Source organism: Alsobacter sp. KACC 23698 (assembly GCF_045348435.1).
Lineage (GTDB): Bacteria > Pseudomonadota > Alphaproteobacteria > Rhizobiales > Beijerinckiaceae > Alsobacter.
In genome coordinates, this window is record NZ_CP157484.1 from 5,068,330 (window position 1) to 5,087,688 (window position 19,359).

Genomic DNA, 19,359 nt, shown 5'->3' on the forward strand with positions numbered 1-19,359 from the left:
TCACTCGGCCGCGTGGGCCAAGGCGCCCGTCAGGTGGCGGTGGATTGAAATCGCCGCCTGCTTGCCGTCCTCCACCGCCGTGACGGTGAGGTCCTGCCCGCCGGCGACGCAGTCGCCGCCCGCCCAGACGCCCGGCGCGCTGGTGCGGCGCTGCGCGTCCACGACGATCCGCCCGCCTGAAAGCTCCAGCACGTCCGCGCCGCCGAAGTCGGCCGGCGTCAGCACCTGGCCGACGGCGCACAACACCATGTCGGCGGCCAGCGTGAACCGTTCGCCGGTCCCGGCCAGACGCCCGTCCGCCTCGGCCATCCGCTCGAACGTCACCCCCGTCACGCGGCCGCCGTCGCCGGTCAGCGCCACGGGCGCCGCCCAGGTGCGGATCGTGACCCCGCTGGTCTGGGCGAGCTGCTGCTCATAGGTGGAGGCCTTCATGGCCTCCTGCCCGCGCCGATACGCGATGGTGACCTCCTCGGCCCCCAGGCGCCTGGCCTGCACGGCGGCGTCCACGGCGGTCATGCCGCCCCCGATCACCACGACCCTGCGGCCGATCGGCAGCGTCGAGCGGTCCGGCGTCTGCCGCAGCTCGGCGATCCACTCCACCGCGTCCCTGACGCCGGCCAGCGCGCCCTCGCCCGCCAGCCCGAGCCTGTTCACGCCCGCGAGGCCGATGGCCAGGAACACGGCGTCATAATCCCGGCGAAGCTCGGCCAGGTCCAGGCCGTCGCCGAGCCGCTTTCCGGTCTCGACCGTGATTCCGCCCAGCGACAGGATGAAGGAGACCTCGCGCTGGGCGAAGTCGTCCGGCGCCTTGTAGGACGCGATGCCGTATTCGTTGAGGCCGCCCAATTTGGCGCGATGCTCGAACACCACCGCCTCGTGCCCCGCCTGGGCCAGCCGATGCGCGCAGGACAGCCCAGCCGGGCCGCCGCCCACGATGGCGACCCGCTTGCCCGTGGAGGGGGCGCGGGTGAAGGGCTGATGGCCCTGGGCCAGCAGGATGTCGGTGGCGTAGCGCTGCAGAAGGCCGATCTTCACCGGCTTGCCTTCCGCGTCGTTGCGGACGCAGGCCTCCTCGCACAGCGTCTCGGTGGGGCAGACCCGGGCGCACATGCCGCCGAAGACGTTGGCGGACAGGATCGTCTCGGCCGAGCCGATCGGGTTGTCGGTCTGGATCTGGCGGATGAAGAGCGGGATGTCGATGGAGGTCGGACAGGCCTTCTGGCAGGGCGCGTCGTAGCAGAAATAGCAGCGGTCCGCCTCGACATGCGCCTCGTGCCGGTCCAGCGGCGGATGAAGGTCGCCGAAATTCGCCGCGTATTCGGCCGTGGACAGCCGCCCGGCTGCGACGCCTGGGGTGCTTCGGTTGGCGCTCATGGTTCCCCTCCCATTCGCCGGACGCGCGCGGCCGCGGGTCCAATCCTGACCGTTTGGTCAGGCTGAGGCCGCGCCTGCGAACTGTCAAGCGCCGCCCCAAAGCCGGCCTGCCGTCAGTTTACGCAGCTTCGCGGAGGCGCCTGTCGGATTGTGACAAGTGACCGTCGCAAAGCCGGGCCGCGCCCCGTCGGGCCGACCCTACGCTTCAGGCTTCGGCTGAGCCCTTGCGCGTCCGCGGGGGACCGCCATGATCGGGATGGGACGAGGGAGCGCCGCATGGCGGTCGGGCGGAGGGCGCGTTTGCCGCTTCCGCTTTGCGTCATGGCTCCGTAAAGTGTCGTCAATAAACAACAAATGCGTCCGGTTCGGACGCTGGGCCGAGGCGAAGCCGACGCCGTCATCCGGAGGGTCGAACATGACGAAGACTGACAACGAAGCCGGGCTCATTTCCCGCCGTGGACTGATCAAGGCGGGCGCGGCCGCCGCCGCCCTCGGGGTGGCTTCGCCGGCCATCATCCGCGGTTCGCTCGCCTCCTCGGGCGTCCTCAACTTCATCGGCTGGGCCGGCTACGACGAGTTCCCGAAGGTCTTCGCCCAGTTCGAGAAGAAGACCGGCATCAAGGTGAACTTCACCGGTTATGGCAGCCAGGACGAGATGGTCGCCCAGGCCAAGACCGGCGCGGCCACCAACGGCGCCTTCGACATCTCCGAGCCGACCTCCGATCGCCTGCTGAGCTGGACCGACAACGACTTCGTCCAGCCCTGGGATGAGAAGCGCATGGGCATCGAGGGCGTCGACCCGGCCTTCCTGCAGGGCGGCGCGGCGAACGCCATGATCGTCAACGGCAAGCGCTACGGGGCGAGCTCCGTGTGGGGCAGCGAATCGCTGACCTTCCACACCAAGGAGGCGCCAATGACGTTCGGCAAGGCCAGCCTCATGGACCTGTTCGACGACAAATACGCCGGCAAGCTCACGCTGCGCGGCCATTCGGGCCTCGTGGCCATCGGCCGTGGCCTGTCGGCCCAGGGCAAGCTGCCCTTCAAGTTCGAGGACAGCTTCTCCGACGAAGCCAAGATGACCGCGAACTACGACGAGATCCTCAAATTCGCGCTCTCCAAGCGCAAGAACGTCGCCCAGTTCTGGTCCAACGAGAACGAGGCGCAGGGCGCGTTCCGCACCAATGGCTGCACGGTCGGCATGTGCTGGGACACCTCCGCGTCGGCGCTGATGAAGGAAGGCTTCCCGATCGGCTACATCGCGCCGGTCGAGGGCACCGTCTGCTGGCTGCAGAACTTCGTTCTGCTGAAGGGCGCCAAGAATCTCGAGCAGGTCTACGCCTGGATGCAGTGGATGAACTCTCCGGAGGGCGGCGCGGCCTGGGCGGCCGCCTATGGGGCGAACTCCACGTCCAAGGGCGCGGTCGATCTCGCCGACGCCAACTCCAAGAAGTTCTTCCAGAGCGCCTATCCGGGCGACGCGCTGAAGAACCTCTGGTGGTGGCCGGCCCAGCCGTCCTGGTTCATCACCAAGCGCACCGAATACGCCAAGAAGTTCATGTCGGCCTGAGGCCTTCGGCTTCAGTCCCGCCATTGAACCGAAAGACCCGGAGGTCCGCCGCGCTGTCGGCGGGCCTTCGTGCGGCGAAGCCGCCGAGCGGCGCAGGCCGCCTTCCCCTCGCGCCGGTGAGTCATGAGCCAGGACGTCGAACTCGACAACGTGACGATGCGCTTCGGCGACTTCACGGCGGTGCGCGACATCAACCTCACCGTCAGGGCGGGCGAGTTCTTCAGCTTCCTGGGACCGTCCGGCTGCGGCAAGACCACCATCCTGCGGATCCTGTCGGGCTTCACGCAGCCCACGGAGGGGCATGTCCGCATCGGCGGGCGGGACATGGCCGGGATCGGCCCCAATGACCGGCCCACCGCCCTCATCTTCCAGAACCTCGCTCTCTTCCCGCTCATGAGCGTGTGGGAGAACATCGCCTTCGGGCTTGAGGTCCGCGGCGTCGCCCGGGAGAAGCGGCGCAAGCGCGCCATGGAGCTCCTGGAGCTCATCGCCATGCCGGACGCGGCGGACAAGCGCATCAGCGAGCTTTCGGGCGGCATGAAGCAGCGCGTCGCCATCGCGCGCGCCCTCGCGGTCGAGCCCAAGGTGATGCTGCTTGACGAGCCGCTCTCAGCGCTGGACCTGAAGCTGCGCCAGCATATGCGGGCCGAGCTGAGGGCGATCCAGCGCCGGACCGGCGTCACCTTCATCTACATCACGCATGACCAGGGCGAGGCCCTGACCATGTCGGACCGGGTCGCCGTGATGTCGCGCGGCTCCATCGAGCAGGTCGGGACGTCGTCGGAGATCTACGACGCGCCGAAGACGCCCTTCGTGGCCACCTTCGTGGGCGAGAGCAACCGGTTCACCGGCCGGGTCGACGCCGTCGAGGGCGGGCTGGCGCGGGTCGACACGCCCGCCGGGCCGCTGGTCGGCCGTGCGGGACCCGCCCTGCAGGCGGGCGCTTCCGGCACCGTCTTCGTCCGCCCCGAGCGGCTGCGCATGGGCGGGGACGGCGCGAACCGGCTCACGGCGCGCATCGACCACGTCGATTTCGAGGGCAGCTTCGCCAATCTGTTCCTGCGCGGCGCGGCCGACGGGGAGATCATCGTCCAGGTCGCCAATGACGGCGCCCTGCCGGCGCTGACCCCCGGGGTCGAGCTCTCGCTGGTGTTTTCGCCCGAGAGCGCCGTGGTGCTCCCGGCCGCTCGGGAGGGCTGACATGAGCGAGCTCTTCCGCCGTTACGGGACCGGTCTCACGCTGGCGATGCTGACGGCGGTCGCCGTCTGGGTGCTGGCGATGGTGGTCCTGCCCTATTTCGTGATGGTCGAGAACTCGTTCCATCCCAACCTGCCGGTCACCCAGATGGGCGGGCCGAACGATCACTACACGCTGGAGAACTACGCTGCGCTGTTTCGTGGCGTCGATATCGCCGCCTGGGAGTTTCCGGACGATTTCCGGGTCTTCCTGCGCACCATCTGGGGCGCCAGCCTGGTCACCTTCATCTGCCTGGTGGTGTGCTACCCGGTGGCGTTCTACCTCGCCAAGGTGGCTCCGCCGGAGCGGACGGCCTTTCTGCTGCTGATCCTGGTGATCCCCTTCTGGATCAACGAGATCCTGCGCACCTTCTCCTGGTACATCGTGCTGGCCTATAGCGGCCCGCTGAACGTGGCGCTGAAGAGCCTCGGCCTCATCGACGCGCCGGTGCGCTGGCTCTCGGGAAGCGCCGGCGTGCTGATCGGCATGACCTACGCCTTCCTGCTCTTCATGATGTTCCCGCTCTACAACGCGCTGGAGAGCCTCGACCGCAACCAGATCGAGGCGGCGCGGGACCTCGGCGCGCCGACCTGGCGGATCCACTGGCGCATCGTCCTGCCCCACGCCAAGCCGGGCGTCGCGGTGGGGTGCATCATGGTGTTCGTGCTGGCCGCCTCATCCTATGTGGTGCCGGCGCTGCTGGGCTCGCCCGGCACCCGCTGGTTCACCGAGACCATCTACCAGTGGTTCTTCGAGGCCCAGAACTGGCCGCGCGGCTCGGCCTACGCCTTCATCCTGCTCGGCTTGTGCGTCGCGTTCATCCTGCTGATGATGCGCCTCTTCCGGGTGGGGCTGACCGAAATCGCCAAGTAGCGCAACGCAAGGAGAGCCGCCGGATGCGGTCGGAACGCGCCTCGGATCGCATCCTGCAGGTCTATCTGGGCCTCTTCCTGCTCTACCTGTTCGTGCCGCTGGTCGTGATGGCGGTCGCGACCTTCAACACCAGCCGCTTTCCCACGGTGACGCCCTGGACCGGCTTCACGACGCGCTGGTTCGAGGCGCTCTACAACGACGCCGGCATGTGGAACGCGCTGAAGAACAGCTTCATCATCGGCTTCGCCGTGATCGTGGTGTCCGTGCCCATGGGGGTCGCCGCCGCGGTGGTGCTCAACGGGCTGCACGCCCGCGCCCGCAGCTTCCTGTACGCGCTCATGGTGTCGCCCCTGCTGACGCCCGGCGTCATCATCGGCATCTCGACGCTGGTCTTCTGGGACAGGCTGGGCGTCAAGGGCGGGCTGCACCTCGCCACCATCGGGCAGTCGAGCTTCATCATCGCCTATGTGATGCTGATGGTGCTGGCGCGCCTGCAGCGCTTCGACTCCAGCCTCGAGGAGGCCGCGCTCGATCTCGGCGCCAGCCACACCCAGGTGTTCCGGCGCATCCTGGCGCCGCATCTCAGGCCCGCCATCCTGTCGGGCGCCGTGCTGGCCTTCTTCCAGTCCTTCGAAAATTACAACACGACGCTGTTCACCCGCGGCACCGACACGACCTTGACCATCTACATCGCCTCGAAGGTCCGCACCGGGCTCACCCCGGCCGTCAATGCCCTGGGGCTGATCCTGATCCTCGTCACCGTGCTGGGCGCGGTCGGCTACGAGATCATGCGCCGTCGCGAGCAGGCCCGGGAGCGGGAGGCGTTGCGCCGATCCGAGCAGGCCGGCATGCAGGAGCTTCAACTCGCCTGAGAGTTGCGCCCAGCTGCAGGCCTTTCGAGCCAAAGCTTAACAGGCTGTTCACTGTCCGACGCAGCTTTGCCTGGAATCGCACAGTCACACCCTTTTGCGGCGCGCGATACAACCTGTGATTGCTTTTCAAGTGCGGTTCTATCGATCACTTTAAATCCAAGATCGATGCCGAGCGCCACCGACGAGCCGTCAATCGCCCAAAGAAGAGGCGCCTTCGTCTCGGAGAGTCATCATCGAGTAAAGGATGCGACATGTCCGACGACCGTTTCACTTCCATCGATACGATCACGATCGCGGCCGTCATGCGCGCGCTGCAAACCGTGCTGGACGCCTATCAGACCGAGCAGCCCGATCCTCGCGCTTTCCGGGATCTCGAGACGCGGGTCATGGCGGAGATCAAGGCCTTGGACACCGGCGACTTCGAGTATGAGGAGCAGGCCGAAGGCCTCGCCGAAGGGCTGCTCCTGACCCGCTCGGTGTTCCGCTACGCCCAGCAGGCGCGCCTGCTCCAGCCGACGCCCAAGCCGGACGCCATTCCCGCGCCCGCGTCGGAAAAGAGCCTGCTGCAAAACACCCGGAGCTGACCGTCCGCGCCATCCCCCGGCGACGGCGATTCCACCGTTGAGAGCGCGATGCTGGCGATGAGAGTGTCCGTCAGGCGCTTGTGTGACGCAGCGTCCCGCTGAGTGTCACTGATTCTGATGGCCGCTGCCCAGCAGGGCGCCCCAGGATCCGGTTGGTGGAGCCAGGCGGGATCGAACCGCCGACCTCTTGAATGCCATTCAAGCGCTCTCCCAGCTGAGCTATGGCCCCACTCACCGATGGCCGAGGGCTTGGGATGCCCCGGCGCGCCGTCCGCGTTGCGTCGGCGAGGGGGTCTATAGCCGCCCTCGCCGCCGGTATCAAGCCTCTTCGTCGTCTTCTATTTCGCCATCGATCAGATCGGCCACATCGTCGTCGCCGGCCTCTTCCTCTTCCAGGAAGGTGTCGTCGTCCTCGGCGATGTCGTCCTCGATCTCGACGTCGTCGCCCGGGATGTCCTTGCCGGACTCCTCGGCTTCCACCTCATCCAGCGACACGAGCTCGGGGCCGGCGGCCGCCTCGTCCGTGTCCTCGTCCTCCTCGCGATTCGCCACCTCGGCGGCGCGCCCGCGCGTCGGCGCGGCCATGGCGGCCGCCACATAGGTCGTCCCGCATTTCGGGCAGATGATCGGGTCTTTGCTCAGGTCGTAGAACTTCGCGCCGCAGCTCTGGCATTGGCGCTTGGTTCCGAGTTCCGGTTTCGCCACTGGGACCAGCCTTGTCAGGAAAACAAAAGGAGAGAGGGCTTCGGTTAGTCGCGCAATCCCCGGCTGTCAACGTGTCCTGGGCCTTGCGCCGCCTTGGCGGCGCGTCGAATCTTGCGAGACGACGCTCGGCGGCTCCCCGCGCGTGACGCGCCGCCATGCGTATGCTACCTGCGGCCCCGCCCCGACGGGCTCGCATTCGGGAGGGAACCCTTGTCCAGCTCATCCCCCACCAGCGCCCATGACGGCGCTCCCCAGCCGCTCACGGCCCACCGCACCGGAGCGCTCCAGGGGCGGGTCCGGGCGCCGGGCGATAAGTCTATCTCCCATCGCGCCATGATCTTCGGCCTGCTCACGGTCGGGGAGACCACCGTCGAAGGCCTGCTGGAAGGCGAGGACGTGCTGCGCACCGCCGAAGCCTGCCGGGCGCTGGGCGCGACCGTGGCGCGGACGGGGCCGGGCGCCTGGCGCATCCAGGGCGTCGGGGTCGGCGGCCTGCGCGAGCCCGCGGGCTCGCTCGACTTCGGCAACGCCGGCACCGGCGCGCGCCTCATGATGGGCGTGGTCGGCGGACACGGGATCACGGCGACCTTCGACGGCGACGAGTCGCTGCGCAAGCGGCCGATGCGGCGCATCCTGGATCCGCTCACCCTCATGGGCGCGCAGGTGCTGGCCGAAGCCGAGGGCGGCCGCTGCCCGATCACCCTGCGGGGCGCGGTCGATCCTCTCCCGATCGAGTACCGCACTCCGGTCGCGTCGGCGCAGATCAAGTCGGCCGTGCTGCTGGCCGGGCTCAACGCCCCGGGCCGCACCGTCGTGATCGAGGTGGAGGCCTCCCGCGACCACACCGAAAAGATGCTGGCCTATTTCGGCGCGACCGTCACGGTGACGCCCGAGGGCGAGCACGGCCGCCGCATCGTCCTGGAAGGACGTCCCGAGCTGCGCCCCGCCCCGGTGGTGGTGCCGGCCGATCCCTCCTCGGCCGCCTTCCCGATCGTGGCCGCCCTGATCACGCCGGGCTCCGACATCGTGGTCGAGGGCGTGATGATGAACCCGCTGCGCATCGGCCTCCTCACCACCCTGGAGGAGATGGGCGCCGACATCGTCGCGCAGAACCGCCGCCAGGAGGGCGGCGAGGAGGTGGCGGACCTGCGGGTGCGCCACTCGGCGCTCACCGGAGTGGACGTGCCGGCGGGCCGCGCGCCCTCGATGATCGACGAATATCCGGTGCTGGCCGTGGCGGCGGCCTTCGCGGCCGGCGAGACCCGCATGCGCGGCCTGCAGGAGCTGCGCGTCAAGGAGAGCGATCGGCTGCAGGCCGTCGCCGACGGACTCGCCCGCAACGGCGTCGACCACGCGGTGGTGGGGGACGACCTCGTGGTGCGCGGGGCGGCGGGCGCCGCCCGCGGCGGCGGCGCGGTCGCCACCCATCTGGACCACCGCATCGCGATGAGCTTCCTGGTCATGGGGCTGGCCTCCGAGCAGCCCGTGACGGTCGACGACCGCCGCATGATCGCCACGAGCTTCCCCGCCTTCGAGAGCCTGATGCAGGGCCTCGGGGCGTCCTTCACAGCCTGAGGCGGCGCGCGATGATCATCGCCATCGACGGACCCGCCGCATCCGGAAAGGGCACGCTCGCCAAGCGGCTCGCCGCCCATTACGGCCTGCCGCATCTCGACACCGGGCTGCTCTATCGCGCCGTCGCCCGCACCCTGACAGACCATGGCGACCCGCTTGACGACGGCGCGGCCGCGGTCAGGGCCGCCCAGTCGCTCGATCTCGGCCATCTGGACGAGACACGGCTGCGCGGGCGCGCCATGGGCGAAGCGGCCTCCGTCGTGGCCGCCATTCCGGCGGTCCGCGCCGCCCTCGTCGCCTGGCAGCGCAGCTTCGCCAACCGGCCCGAGGGCGCGGTCCTCGACGGACGCGACATCGGGACGGTGATCTGCCCCGACGCGTCGGTGAAGATCTTCGTCACGGCGTCGGCCGAGGAACGCGCCCGCCGCCGCCACCGCGAGCTGGTCTCGCGCGGCGAGACGGTGGCCTATGAGGACGTGCTCGCCGACATCCGGCGCCGCGATGCGCGCGATTCCGGCCGCGCCGCCGCGCCCCTGGCCGCCGCGGCCGATGCGCGCTTGCTCGATACGACCGATTTGGATATAGAACAGGCCTTCCAGGCGGCCGTCGCTCACGTCGACGCTGCGAGGCGGGAGACCGCCTGAGGCGGATCCTCCGCAAGGAGCCCCTCAGACCTTCGTCCCGGACGAAAGGGCGCCCCCCGGTGCGCCCTCTTTGTCGTGTTCCTCTGGCGCCGTCTTTCGGAGCCTGGATCGCACACGGAACCACGCTCCTGATCGTCGGTTCGCGCCGGCCCGCCTCTGGCGGTGGCTTTCGCTCTCGCGAAAGCGTCGGCGAGACGGAGCGCATTTTAACGCAAACCGCCGGCGCCGGGCCCCTGGGCCCCAGGAGAACACATGTCTGCAGCCTTGAAATCTCCTTCGCGCGAAGACTTCGCCGCGATGCTCGATGAATCCTTCTCCGCCGCCGACGCCCTCGAGGGTTCGGTCGTCAAGGGCAAGGTCGTCGCCATCGAGAAGGACATGGCCGTCATCGACGTCGGCCTGAAGACCGAGGGCCGCGTCGCCCTCCGCGAGTTCACCGGACCCGGCCGCGAAGGCGTCCTCGAGGTCGGCGACGAGGTCGAGGTCTATCTCGACCGCATCGAGAACGCGCTCGGCGAAGCCGTCATCTCGCGTGACAAGGCTCGCCGCGAGGAGAGCTGGGTCAAGCTCGAAGTCTCGTACGAGAAGAACGAGAAGGTCACGGGCGTGATCTTCAACCAGGTCAAGGGCGGCTACACGGTCGACCTCGACGGCGCCGTGGCGTTCCTGCCGCGCTCGCAGGTCGACATCCGTCCGATCCGCGACGTCACCCCGCTCATGGGCGTGCCGCAGCCGTTCCAGATCCTCAAGATGGATCGCCGCCGCGGCAACATCGTCGTGTCGCGCCGCACCGTCCTCGAAGAGACCCGCGCCGAGGCTCGTTCCGAGCTGGTCGCGAACCTCGAGGAAGGCCAGACCGTCGACGGCGTCGTCAAGAACATCACCGAGTACGGCGCCTTCGTCGACCTCGGCGGCATTGACGGCCTGCTGCACGTCACCGACATGGCGTGGCGCCGCGTGAACCACCCGTCCGAGGTGGTCACCATCGGCCAGCAGCTCAAGGTCAAGATCATCAAGATCAACCATGAGACGCACCGCATCTCGCTCGGCATCAAGCAGCTGCTCGCCGATCCGTGGGAAGGCATCGAGGCCAAGTACCCGGTCAACGCGCGCTTCTCCGGCCGCGTCACCAACATCACCGACTACGGCGCCTTCGTGGAGCTGGAGCCGGGGATCGAGGGCCTCATCCACGTCTCCGAGATGTCGTGGACCAAGAAGAACGTCCATCCCGGCAAGATCGTCTCCACCTCGCAGGAAGTGGAAGTGCAGATCCTCGAGGTGGATCCCGTCAAGCGCCGCATCTCACTGGGCCTCAAGCAGACCCTGCAGAACCCCTGGGAGGCCTTCTCCGAGAAGTTCCCGGCCGGCTCCGTGGTCGAAGGCGAGGTCAAGAACAAGACCGAGTTCGGTCTGTTCATCGGCCTCGAGGGCGACGTGGACGGCATGGTGCACCTCTCCGACCTCGACTGGAACCGTCCGGGCGAGCAGGTCATCGAGGAGTTCAAGAAGGGCGACATCGTCAAGGCGCAGGTCCTGGACGTCGACGTCGAGAAGGAGCGCATCTCCCTCGGCATCAAGCAGCTCGGCGGCGATCCCTTCGCGGACGCGGCTGCGGCCGGCGATGTCAAGAAGGGCGCGGTCGTGACCTGCGAAGTCACCGAGGTCAAGGAATCCGGCCTCGAGGTGAAGATCGTCGGCACCGACCTCTCAACCTTCATCAAGCGCAACGAGATCGCCCGCGAGCGGTCCGATCAGCGTCCGGAGCGTTTCGCTCCCGGCGAGAAGATCGACGCCCGCGTCACCATGTTCGACCGCAAGTCGCGCAAGGTGCAGGTCTCCATCAAGGCGCTCGAGATGGCCGAGGAGAAGGAGGCCATCGCCCAGTACGGCTCGGCTGACGCCGGCGCTTCGCTCGGCGACATCCTCGGCGCGGCCCTCAAGCGCGCCAACAAGCCCGAGAAGGGCGAGTAAGACCCGTCTTCTGATCCGGCCGGGCGCAGGCTCGGCCGGGTTTCACGAACCGGATCTCACGAAAAAGCCCGCCAGGAGCGATCCTGGCGGGCTTTCGTATGTCCAGCCTTCTCAGGCCCTGGCTTCCAGCCCGCCCCGCACGAGGCGCGTCAACACCGTCCCCAGCCGCTCCACCCCGGCCTCGTCGAGCGTGACGCTCACCGGGGGGTGACGCATCTGCTCGGCGTTGCGCACGAAGATGAAGGGCTGGTTCACCAGCCAGACGGCGGTCAGCGCCGCCTCTTCGGCCGACAGCCCCGGCTGGAACAGGCCGACGATCCGCCGGGCCGCCTCGAACACCGGGATCCTGTGCGTCGCCACCACCTGCGTGAACACGGGGGTGCGGTTGACGATCTCCCAGTTCACCACGCCCAGCGGGTGGCGCAGGTCCGACGCGCTCAGGATGGCGGACAGGTTCTGCCGCAGGAACGCCTCCAGCGCCTGCGGCGGCGTCAGTTGCGCCAGGGCCTCGTCGTCGAGCGCGTTGAAGCGCTCGAAGGTGGCGAAAGCCTCGAGCAGGACTTCGCGATAGAGGCCGTCCTTGTTACCGAAATGATATTTGATCGCGGCCTGGTTGGCCTGCGCGTCCTCGGCGATGGCGCGCACCGACGCGCCGTCGAAGCCGTGGCGCGCGAACCGCGCCAGCCCGGCCTCGATCAGGCGCCGGCGGGTGAAGTCCGCCGCCCGGCTGACGCGTTCCGTCACTGGAACTTCGCGAGCCGCGTCAGCGAACTCGCGGCGGCGCTGACGCCGCCCACGACGTCGTCCATGCTGGGCAGGAGGCGCGGCGTCCTGAAGCCGAACAGGCGCGGCTCGCTCGCCTGCGTCGAAGGGGCGGCGGTCCCGGCGTCGTTCGGCGCGGGGGGGCTGGCGCTCGCGATGGTGATCGGCGCCGGGACCTGCCGGGCCGGGCGCGCCGCGGGGAGGGGCGCGCTGGCCAACTGGATCTTGGAGGAATGCTTGGGCTTGGCGGCCGCGACCGTCACGGGTTCGGCGGCGGCGCTCCCCCAATCGGCGGAAGCCAGCGCCACGAAAGGCCGCGACAGCGAGGCCTGGAAGCCGGGGTCGCCGTCCATCGGGAAAGCGTGACGGGCCCCGTCCCAAGATCCCTGGAACGCGCCCGTGATGGTGAAGGACGGGGCTTGGGTCGCCGAGGCGCGCTCTCCGGCGCTCCAGCCGGACGCAGCGGCGGGCGGCGCGGCGCTCAGCACGACGATGGCGGGCGGGGCCGCCGGCGCATCCGTCCGCATGAAGGCGTTGGTGGCCGCCGCCACGCAGAGCGCGGCCGCCGCCGACGAGGCGACCTGGCCGGCGGTCTTGCGCACGAACCCGAAGCTGGCGGACAGGACGGCGTTGAGGTCGATCATCGGCGGGCCTCTTTCAAACGACTGTTTGAAATTTAGCCGTCCGTTTGAGGCGCAAACGTGGCGGGAGAAAGCCCGGAACCGAAAATCAGCTCAGGCAGGCGCTTTCCAGCAGCAGGAACGCCCGCGCCCGATGCGACAGCCCCAGGCCGTGCGGCGGCAGGCCGTGCTTTTCCTCCGCCGACATCTCCCCGAACGTCCGCGCGTGGCCGTCCGGCAGGAACATCGGATCGTAGCCGAATCCGGCGTCGCCGCGGGGCGGCCAGACCAGCGCGCCGTCGACCCGGCCCTCGAAGTCCTCGGTGTGGCCGTCCGGCCAGGCGACGCACAGGGCGGAGATGAACCAGGCGTGCCGCTGGTCGGGCTCGAAGGCGTCGCGTTCGCGCAGCCCCGCCTCCACCTTCTGCATGGCCTGCCCGAAATCCTTCTCCGGCCCGCCCCAGCGGGCGGAATAGATGCCGGGCGCGCCGTCGAGCGCCGCCACGCAGATCCCCGAATCATCCGCCATCGCGGGCAGGTCGGCCGCCCGGGCCGCCGCCAGCGCCTTGATGCGGGCGTTCTCGGCGAAGGTCGCGCCGGTCTCGTCAGGCTCCGGCAGGCCGAGCTCGCCCGCCGAGACGGCGGTCAGCCCGTGCGGGGCCAGGAGCTCCTGCATCTCCCGCAGCTTGCCGGGATTGTGGGTGGCGATCACGACCTTGCCGGTCAGCTTGCGCGCCATGGGCGTCCTCCGGTCCGATCTCGAGGGCGGCTCACGTCACCGCGAGCTTCTGGAGCTCCACCAGACGGGCGATGCCGCCCTTGGCGAGGCGCATGAGGGCCAGGAACTCCTCCTCGGAGAAGGGCTTGCCCTCCGCGGTGCCCTGCACCTCCACGAGCCCGCCCGTCCCCGTCATGACGAAGTTGGCGTCCGTCTCGGCCCCGTTGTCCTCGGCGTAGTCAAGGTCGAGGACCGGCGCGCCTCCCGCGATGCCGCACGACACGGCCGCGACGTGGTCCTTCAGCGGGTTGCCGGTCAGCATCGAGCGTCCCCGCATCCACTGGATGCAGTCGTGGAGCGCCACCCAGCCGCCCGTGATGGCGGCCGTCCTGGTGCCGCCGTCGGCCTGCAGCACGTCACAGTCGATAACGATCTGCTTCTCGCCGATCGAGGTCAGGTCCACCACGGAGCGCAGCGAGCGGCCGATCAGGCGCTGGATCTCCTGGGTCCGGCCGGAGGGCTTGCCGGACGTCACCTCGCGGCGCGTGCGCTCATGCGTGGCCCGCGGCAGCATCGAATACTCGGCCGTCACCCAGCCCTTGCCGCTGTTGCGCAGCCAGGGCGGGGCGCGTTCCTCCAGGGAGGCTGTGCAGAGCACGTGCGTCTCCCCGAACTTCACCAGGCAGGAGCCTTCCGCGTAGCGGGCGACTCCCCGTTCCAGGCTCACTTTGCGCAGCTCGTCGGGCGCGCGGCGGGAGGGTCGCATGGGGTCATCCTGTGTTGCGGTCAGCGTGGGGCGGTTTTAGAGCATGCAGCGAAAAGGTGGAAACCGGCTTTTCGCACGAAGCATGCGACAACCAAAAAACCTAGACCATGCTGTGTTTCCATCGAAACACAGCATGGTCTAGGCTTCGCCGCACACGACCGCAAGCCGACCGGATGGCCTGCCGCCGGGCCGGGGCGCGCATCGGCCGCGCGGGCGCTTGATCGCGACCGGTGCGGCGCCCATGCTAGGGTCTGGCGACAGGGGCCGCGGGCGGGCCCGGCCCTCCCGGCCGGCCGCACGGCCCAGGACCGATGGCGATCATGCGAGGCGACTTACCGCACCAGCCGCACCTCAAGGGCTCCGGGCCCGGCCTCGTGGACATCAACGAGCGCTCCCGCGAGATCTTCCGCCGCATCGTGGAGAGCTATCTGGCGACCGGGGAGCCGGTGGGCTCGCGCAACCTGTCGCGCATCCTGCCCATGTCGCTGTCGCCCGCCTCCATCCGCAACGTCATGTCGGACCTGGAGATGGCGGGGCTGCTGTTCTCGCCCCACACCAGCGCCGGGCGGCTGCCCACCGAGGCGGGCCTGCGCTTCTTCGTCGACGCGCTGCTGCAGGTCGGCGACGTCACCACCGAGGACCGCTCGCGCATCGAGGCGGAGGTGAAGGCCTCCGGCCAGCAGAAGACCACGGACGCCATCCTGTCGGAGGCCTCGGCCCTGTTGTCCGGGCTGTCGCGCGGCGCCGGCGTCGTGGCCACCAGCAAGGCCACGGTGCGGCTGAAGCATATCGAGTTTGTGCGCCTCGACGCCGCGCGCGCGCTCGTCGTGCTGGTGTCGGAGGACGGCTCGGTCGAGAACCGCATCCTCGACCTCCCGCCCGGCCTGCCGGCCTCCGCGCTGGTGGAGGCCTCCAACTACCTCTCGGCCCGCATCCGCGACAAGACGCTCTCCGAGCTGGTCGCCGAGGTGGAGAACGAGCGCAGCCGCGCCGAGACGGAGCTCGATTCGCTCACCGCGCGCCTCGTCGACAGCGGGCTCGCCAGCTGGGCCGGCCAGTCGGAGAGCCGGCAGCTCATCGTGCGCGGCCAGGCCAACCTGCTGGAGGACCTGCGCGCCATGGAGGACCTGGAGCGCATCCGCCTGCTGTTCGAGGACCTCGAGACCAAGAAGGACGTCATCGATCTCCTGGCCCGGGCCGAGCAGGGCGAGGGCGTGCGCATCTTCATCGGCTCGGAGAACAAGCTCTTCTCGCTCTCCGGCTCCTCCCTGATCGCCGCCCCGTTCCGCGACGCCACCCAGAAGATCGTCGGCGTCGTCGGCGTGATCGGCCCGACGCGGCTCAACTACGCCCGCATCGTCCCCATGGTCGACTACACGGCGCGGGTGGTGAGCAAGCTGCTGGAGGGGCGGTGACGCCGGCCTACCCCAGCCGGATCGCCGCCACGCCGCCGAGCGCCACGAGGGCGGCGGTCCAGCGCATCCAGCCCACGGGCTCGCGCAGCCAGACGGCCGCGATCACCACGCCGAAGAAGATCGAGAGTTCGCGCAGGGCCGACACCGCGCCGATCGGGCCATGCGTGAAGCCGTACAGCACCAGCAGGTAGGAGCCGTTGGACATCACGCTCGCCACGGCGCTGAAGGCGAGGTTGCCCTTGTAGGCGCGCCGCAGGCCCGGGCCCTCGAGGGTCAGCAGGGCCGCCATCGTGATCCCGTTCACGACCGACACCGCGAATCCGTAGACCAGCGGGTCGCCCGTGGCCCGCACGCCCTGCGCGTCGGTGACGACGAAGAGCGCATTGGCGAAGCCCGCCAGGACGGCGAGGCCCACGCCGACCCTGTCGACGCGCTCGCCGCGCCGCGCCGAGGCGGCCAGCAGCAGCACGCCGGTGGAGATGGCCACGATGCCGGCGAAGGCCGGCGCCGAGACCCGGTCGCCGAAGGCCGCCCAGCCGATCAGGGTGACGCCGAGCGGTGCGACGCCGCGCACCAGCGGATAGCCGAGCGCGAAGGGCGTGCGCCGGAATGTGGCCATCATGGCCCGCATGGTCACGAGGTTGAACGCTGCGCCCAGGCCCAGCCAGACCAGCGCCTTGGGGGGAGGGAGCCCCAGCCAGAGCAGCCCCGGCGTCGTCAGGCACCCGGCGGTGATCACCACGCAGGCGAGCGCCAGCCCCGGCTCGGGCCGGCTGCGCGCCGCGGCGTTCCACAGCGCATGCAAGAGCGCGCTCAGGAGCGCGGCGGCGAAGACGAGCGGCGTCACGGGAGAGAGGGCACGGCGGGAATCCGCTGAACGGGGAGGCGGAACGCGCCGGACCGCCAGAATGCCTGCGCGGGCGCGGGCCCGCCAGAGCCGGGCGCGCCGGTCAGTCCAGCATCTTCTGCATGAAGACGAGGTCGAGCCAGCGGTCGAACTTCCAGCCCACCTCCTTCAGCCGCCCGGTCTCGACGAAGCCGAACTGCCGGTGGAACCGCAGCGAGGCCGTGTTGCCGGCCTCCACCCCGGCCAGCATCACATGCTTGCCGCAGGCCTTGGCGGCCGTGATCAGCGGCGGCATCAGGCTCTTGCCGACGCCCTTCCCGTGATGGTGCTTGTGCACATAGACCGAATGCTCGACCGTGTGGGCGTAGCCGTCCCAGGGGCGGAAATCGCCGAAGCTGGCGAAGCCCAGCACCTCGCCGTCCATGGCGGCGACCAGGAACGGATAGCCCCTCGCCCGGCGGTCCGCCAGGAGCGCGCGGCGGTTCTCCAGGTCCACCGTGTGGTGGCTCCAGATGGCCGTCGTGTTCAGCACCGCGTCGTTATGGATGTCCAGGATCGCCGGCAGGTCGGCCTCGGTGGCGTCCCGGATCGCGATCAGGGCCGAGTAGGGCATGGGCGGGCTCCCTGCAGCGTCAGCGCGAGCATGCACCCCTCGGTCATGCGGCGGCAAGCGCGGCGAATCGCCTAAAATCCCACGCGAGCCTTGGAAAAGCGCCGGTGCGCTGGTATTGCCGGGCGCATGAGCGAGCACCCGATTTCCAACATCCGCAATTTCTCCATCGTGGCCCATATCGACCACGGCAAGTCGACGCTGGCGGACAGGCTGATCCAGTCCACCGGGGGCTTGCAGGAGCGCGAGATGGTCGAGCAGGTGCTCGACAGCATGGACATCGAGCGCGAGCGCGGCATCACCATCAAGGCCCAGACGGTGCGGCTCGACTACAAGGCCAAGGATGGGAAAACCTACATCCTGAACCTGATGGACACGCCCGGCCACGTCGACTTCGCCTATGAGGTCAGCCGCTCGCTGGCCGCCTGCGAGGGCTCGCTCCTGGTGGTGGACGCCTCCCAGGGCGTGGAGGCGCAGACGCTCGCCAACGTCTACCATGCGCTCGACGCCAACCACGAGATCGTGCCCGTCCTCAACAAGATCGACCTGCCGGCCGCCGAGCCCGAGCGCATCAAGGCGCAGATCGAGGAGGTCATCGGCCTCGACGCCTCCGAGGCCGTGCCGATCTCGGCCAAGACGGGCCTCGGCATCGACCTCGTGCTGGAGGCCATCGTCACCAAGCTGCCGCCCCCTAAGGGCGACGAGACCGCGCCCCTGAAGGCGCTGCTGGTCGACAGCTGGTATGACGCCTATCTCGGCGTCGTCGTGCTGGTGCGCGTCATCGACGGCGTGCTCAAGAAGGGCGCGGACATCACCATGATGGGGGCCGCCGCCCGCTACTCGGTCGATCGCATCGGCGTGTTCAAGCCCAAGATGACCGACCAGGCCGAGCTCGGACCCGGCGAGATCGGCTTCATCACGGCGCAGATCAAGCAGGTGGCCGACACCCGCGTGGGCGACACCATCACGGAGACGCGCCGCCAGACCGCCTCGGCCCTGCCGGGCTTCAAGCCCGCCCAGCCGGTGGTGTTCTGCGGCCTGTTCCCGGTCGACGCCGCCGACTTCGAGGACCTGCGCGCCGCCATGGGCCGCCTGCGGCTCAACGACGCCAGCTTCTCCTATGAAATGGAGAGCTCGGCCGCGCTCGGCTTCGGCTTCCGCTGCGGCTTCCTGGGCCTGCTCCACCTGGAGATCATCCAGGAGCGGCTGGAGCGCGAGTTCAACCTCGACCTCATCGCCACCGCACCCTCCGTGATCTACAAGCTCGCGCTGCGCGATGGCGAGCATGTCGAACTGCATAACCCGGCCGACATGCCGGACATCATGAAGATCGAGGAGATCCAGGAGCCCTGGATCCGCGCCACCATCCTGACCCCCGACGAATATCTCGGCAGCATCCTCAAGCTCTGCCAGGACCGGCGCGGCACGCAGGTCGACCTCAACTATGTCGGCAAGCGCGCCATGGTGATCTACGACCTGCCGCTCAACGAGGTGGTGTTCGACTTCTACGACCGGCTGAAGTCGATTTCGAAGGGCTATGCGTCCTTCGACTACAACATCACCGACTACAAGGCCGGCGACCTCGTGAAAATGTCGATCCTGGTCAACGCCGAGCCGGTGGATGCCCTGTCGATGCTGGTGCATCGCACCCGCGCCGAAATGCGCGGCCGGGCCATGTGCGAGAAGCTCAAGGAGCTGATTCCGCAGCACCTGTTCCAGATCCCGATCCAGGCCGCCATCGGCGGCAAGATCATCGCCCGCGAGACCATCTCGGCCCTGCGCAAGGATGTCACCGCCAAGTGCTATGGCGGCGACGTCTCGCGCAAGCGCAAGCTCCTCGACAAGCAGAAGGAGGGCAAGAAGCGCATGCGCCAGTTCGGCCGCGTCGAGATCCCGCAGGAAGCCTTCATCGCCGCCCTGAAAATGGACAGCTGAGGTTCAGCCGTTCTACCAGGCGGCCGCTCCGGGCCCCAGGGCTGAAGAGCGCTCTTCAATTCTGCTGAGCTGCGCCGGGGCGTGGCCGGAGCGATCCTGCGGTGATGAACGCACGCCGCCCGCCTCCCGCGTCGATCGACGTCGTGACGCCGACCGCAAGGCCCTTTAGCCTTTTACGATGGATTCTCGGACTGATCCGCCCGCCGCCCCGGAACGCCTCACCTCTCAAAGGCCGCGATCCGCCGCCCCCTCCTGGGACGATCTGCGCATCTTCCTGGCCGTGG

General features: G+C 69.0%; 18 protein-coding genes and 1 tRNA gene. 10 read left to right on the forward strand and 9 right to left on the reverse strand.

Annotated elements, in window-relative coordinates; genetic code table 11:
* A complete protein-coding gene (locus ABEG18_RS24345; RefSeq protein ID WP_406855618.1) occupies positions 1 to 1,374 on the reverse strand; it encodes an NAD(P)-dependent oxidoreductase in 1,374 nt (457 codons plus the stop codon).
* 415 nt (positions 1,375 to 1,789) lie between these two features.
* Between ABEG18_RS24345 and ABEG18_RS24350 the strand changes: the two genes are divergently transcribed.
* The 5 genes from ABEG18_RS24350 (at position 1,790) to ABEG18_RS24370 (ending at position 6,507) form a co-directional block, all read left to right on the forward strand.
* On the forward strand, positions 1,790 to 2,941 hold the full coding sequence (locus ABEG18_RS24350) for an extracellular solute-binding protein (protein ID WP_406855619.1): 1,152 nt from the start codon (positions 1,790 to 1,792) through the stop codon (positions 2,939 to 2,941).
* A 123-nt stretch (positions 2,942 to 3,064) separates the two neighbouring features.
* Positions 3,065 to 4,141: an ABC transporter ATP-binding protein gene (locus ABEG18_RS24355; protein ID WP_406855620.1), complete on the forward strand. Its 1,077-nt coding sequence runs from the start codon at positions 3,065 to 3,067 to the stop codon at positions 4,139 to 4,141.
* Position 4,142: 1 nt separating this feature from the next.
* On the forward strand, positions 4,143 to 5,051 hold the full coding sequence (locus ABEG18_RS24360) for an ABC transporter permease (RefSeq protein ID WP_406855621.1): 909 nt from the start codon (positions 4,143 to 4,145) through the stop codon (positions 5,049 to 5,051).
* A 23-nt stretch (positions 5,052 to 5,074) separates the two neighbouring features.
* Positions 5,075 to 5,923 carry an ABC transporter permease gene (locus ABEG18_RS24365; RefSeq protein ID WP_406855622.1) on the forward strand — a complete coding sequence of 283 codons (849 nt, stop codon included), beginning with the start codon at positions 5,075 to 5,077 and terminating at the stop codon, positions 5,921 to 5,923.
* A 251-nt stretch (positions 5,924 to 6,174) separates the two neighbouring features.
* Positions 6,175 to 6,507 (forward strand): hypothetical protein, encoded by a 333-nt coding sequence (locus ABEG18_RS24370; protein WP_406855623.1) that lies wholly within the window; start codon positions 6,175 to 6,177, stop codon positions 6,505 to 6,507.
* A 153-nt stretch (positions 6,508 to 6,660) separates the two neighbouring features.
* On the opposite strand, the gene ABEG18_RS24375 is transcribed toward ABEG18_RS24370, so the two are convergent.
* A tRNA-Ala gene (locus tag ABEG18_RS24375) sits at positions 6,661 to 6,736 on the reverse strand.
* Between the two features lie 89 nt (positions 6,737 to 6,825).
* Positions 6,826 to 7,212, reverse strand: a complete 387-nt coding sequence (locus ABEG18_RS24380) for a TIGR02300 family protein (RefSeq protein WP_406855624.1) — start codon at positions 7,210 to 7,212, stop codon at positions 6,826 to 6,828.
* A 210-nt stretch (positions 7,213 to 7,422) separates the two neighbouring features.
* On the opposite strand from ABEG18_RS24380, the gene aroA reads away from it, so the two are divergent.
* From aroA to rpsA, 3 genes are all read left to right on the forward strand, one after another.
* On the forward strand, positions 7,423 to 8,787 hold the full coding sequence (gene aroA / locus ABEG18_RS24385; protein WP_406855625.1) for a 3-phosphoshikimate 1-carboxyvinyltransferase: 1,365 nt from the start codon (positions 7,423 to 7,425) through the stop codon (positions 8,785 to 8,787).
* Between the two features lie 11 nt (positions 8,788 to 8,798).
* Positions 8,799 to 9,431, forward strand: coding sequence for a (d)CMP kinase (cmk, locus tag ABEG18_RS24390; protein ID WP_406855626.1), 633 nt, complete (start codon positions 8,799 to 8,801; stop codon positions 9,429 to 9,431).
* 252 nt (positions 9,432 to 9,683) lie between these two features.
* The gene (rpsA, locus tag ABEG18_RS24395; RefSeq protein WP_406855627.1) at positions 9,684 to 11,402 is read left to right on the forward strand and encodes a 30S ribosomal protein S1; all 1,719 of its coding nucleotides are present in this window, start codon (positions 9,684 to 9,686) and stop codon (positions 11,400 to 11,402) included.
* Between the two features lie 111 nt (positions 11,403 to 11,513).
* On the opposite strand, the gene ABEG18_RS24400 is transcribed toward rpsA, so the two are convergent.
* From ABEG18_RS24400 to rph, 4 genes are all read right to left on the reverse strand, one after another.
* Positions 11,514 to 12,146: a TetR/AcrR family transcriptional regulator gene (locus tag ABEG18_RS24400; protein WP_406855628.1), complete on the reverse strand. Its 633-nt coding sequence runs from the start codon at positions 12,144 to 12,146 to the stop codon at positions 11,514 to 11,516.
* A complete protein-coding gene (locus ABEG18_RS24405; protein WP_406855629.1) occupies positions 12,143 to 12,808 on the reverse strand; it encodes a hypothetical protein in 666 nt (221 codons plus the stop codon). The genes ABEG18_RS24400 and ABEG18_RS24405 overlap by 4 nt, the downstream gene beginning before the upstream one ends.
* 85 nt (positions 12,809 to 12,893) lie before the next feature.
* Positions 12,894 to 13,523: an RdgB/HAM1 family non-canonical purine NTP pyrophosphatase gene (gene rdgB / locus ABEG18_RS24410; RefSeq protein WP_406855630.1), complete on the reverse strand. Its 630-nt coding sequence runs from the start codon at positions 13,521 to 13,523 to the stop codon at positions 12,894 to 12,896.
* Between the two features lie 31 nt (positions 13,524 to 13,554).
* Positions 13,555 to 14,268, reverse strand: a complete 714-nt coding sequence (gene rph / locus ABEG18_RS24415; protein ID WP_406855631.1) for a ribonuclease PH — start codon at positions 14,266 to 14,268, stop codon at positions 13,555 to 13,557.
* Positions 14,269 to 14,588: 320 nt separating this feature from the next.
* Between rph and hrcA the strand changes: the two genes are divergently transcribed.
* Positions 14,589 to 15,683, forward strand: a complete 1,095-nt coding sequence (gene hrcA, locus ABEG18_RS24420) for a heat-inducible transcriptional repressor HrcA (RefSeq protein WP_406855632.1) — start codon at positions 14,589 to 14,591, stop codon at positions 15,681 to 15,683.
* 7 nt (positions 15,684 to 15,690) lie between these two features.
* Here the strand turns inward: hrcA and ABEG18_RS24425 are convergent, their stop codons facing one another.
* Together ABEG18_RS24425 and ABEG18_RS24430 are read right to left on the reverse strand one after the other, a co-directional pair.
* Complete coding sequence (locus ABEG18_RS24425) at positions 15,691 to 16,530, reverse strand: EamA family transporter (RefSeq protein ID WP_406855633.1); 840 nt, start codon at positions 16,528 to 16,530, stop codon at positions 15,691 to 15,693.
* A 103-nt stretch (positions 16,531 to 16,633) separates the two neighbouring features.
* Entirely contained in the window at positions 16,634 to 17,143 is a 510-nt protein-coding gene (locus ABEG18_RS24430; RefSeq protein ID WP_406855634.1) for an N-acetyltransferase family protein, read from the reverse strand.
* Between the two features lie 126 nt (positions 17,144 to 17,269).
* Between ABEG18_RS24430 and lepA the strand changes: the two genes are divergently transcribed.
* On the forward strand, positions 17,270 to 19,075 hold the full coding sequence (gene lepA / locus ABEG18_RS24435; protein WP_406855635.1) for a translation elongation factor 4: 1,806 nt from the start codon (positions 17,270 to 17,272) through the stop codon (positions 19,073 to 19,075).
* The last annotated feature ends 284 nt before the right edge of the window (positions 19,076 to 19,359 follow it).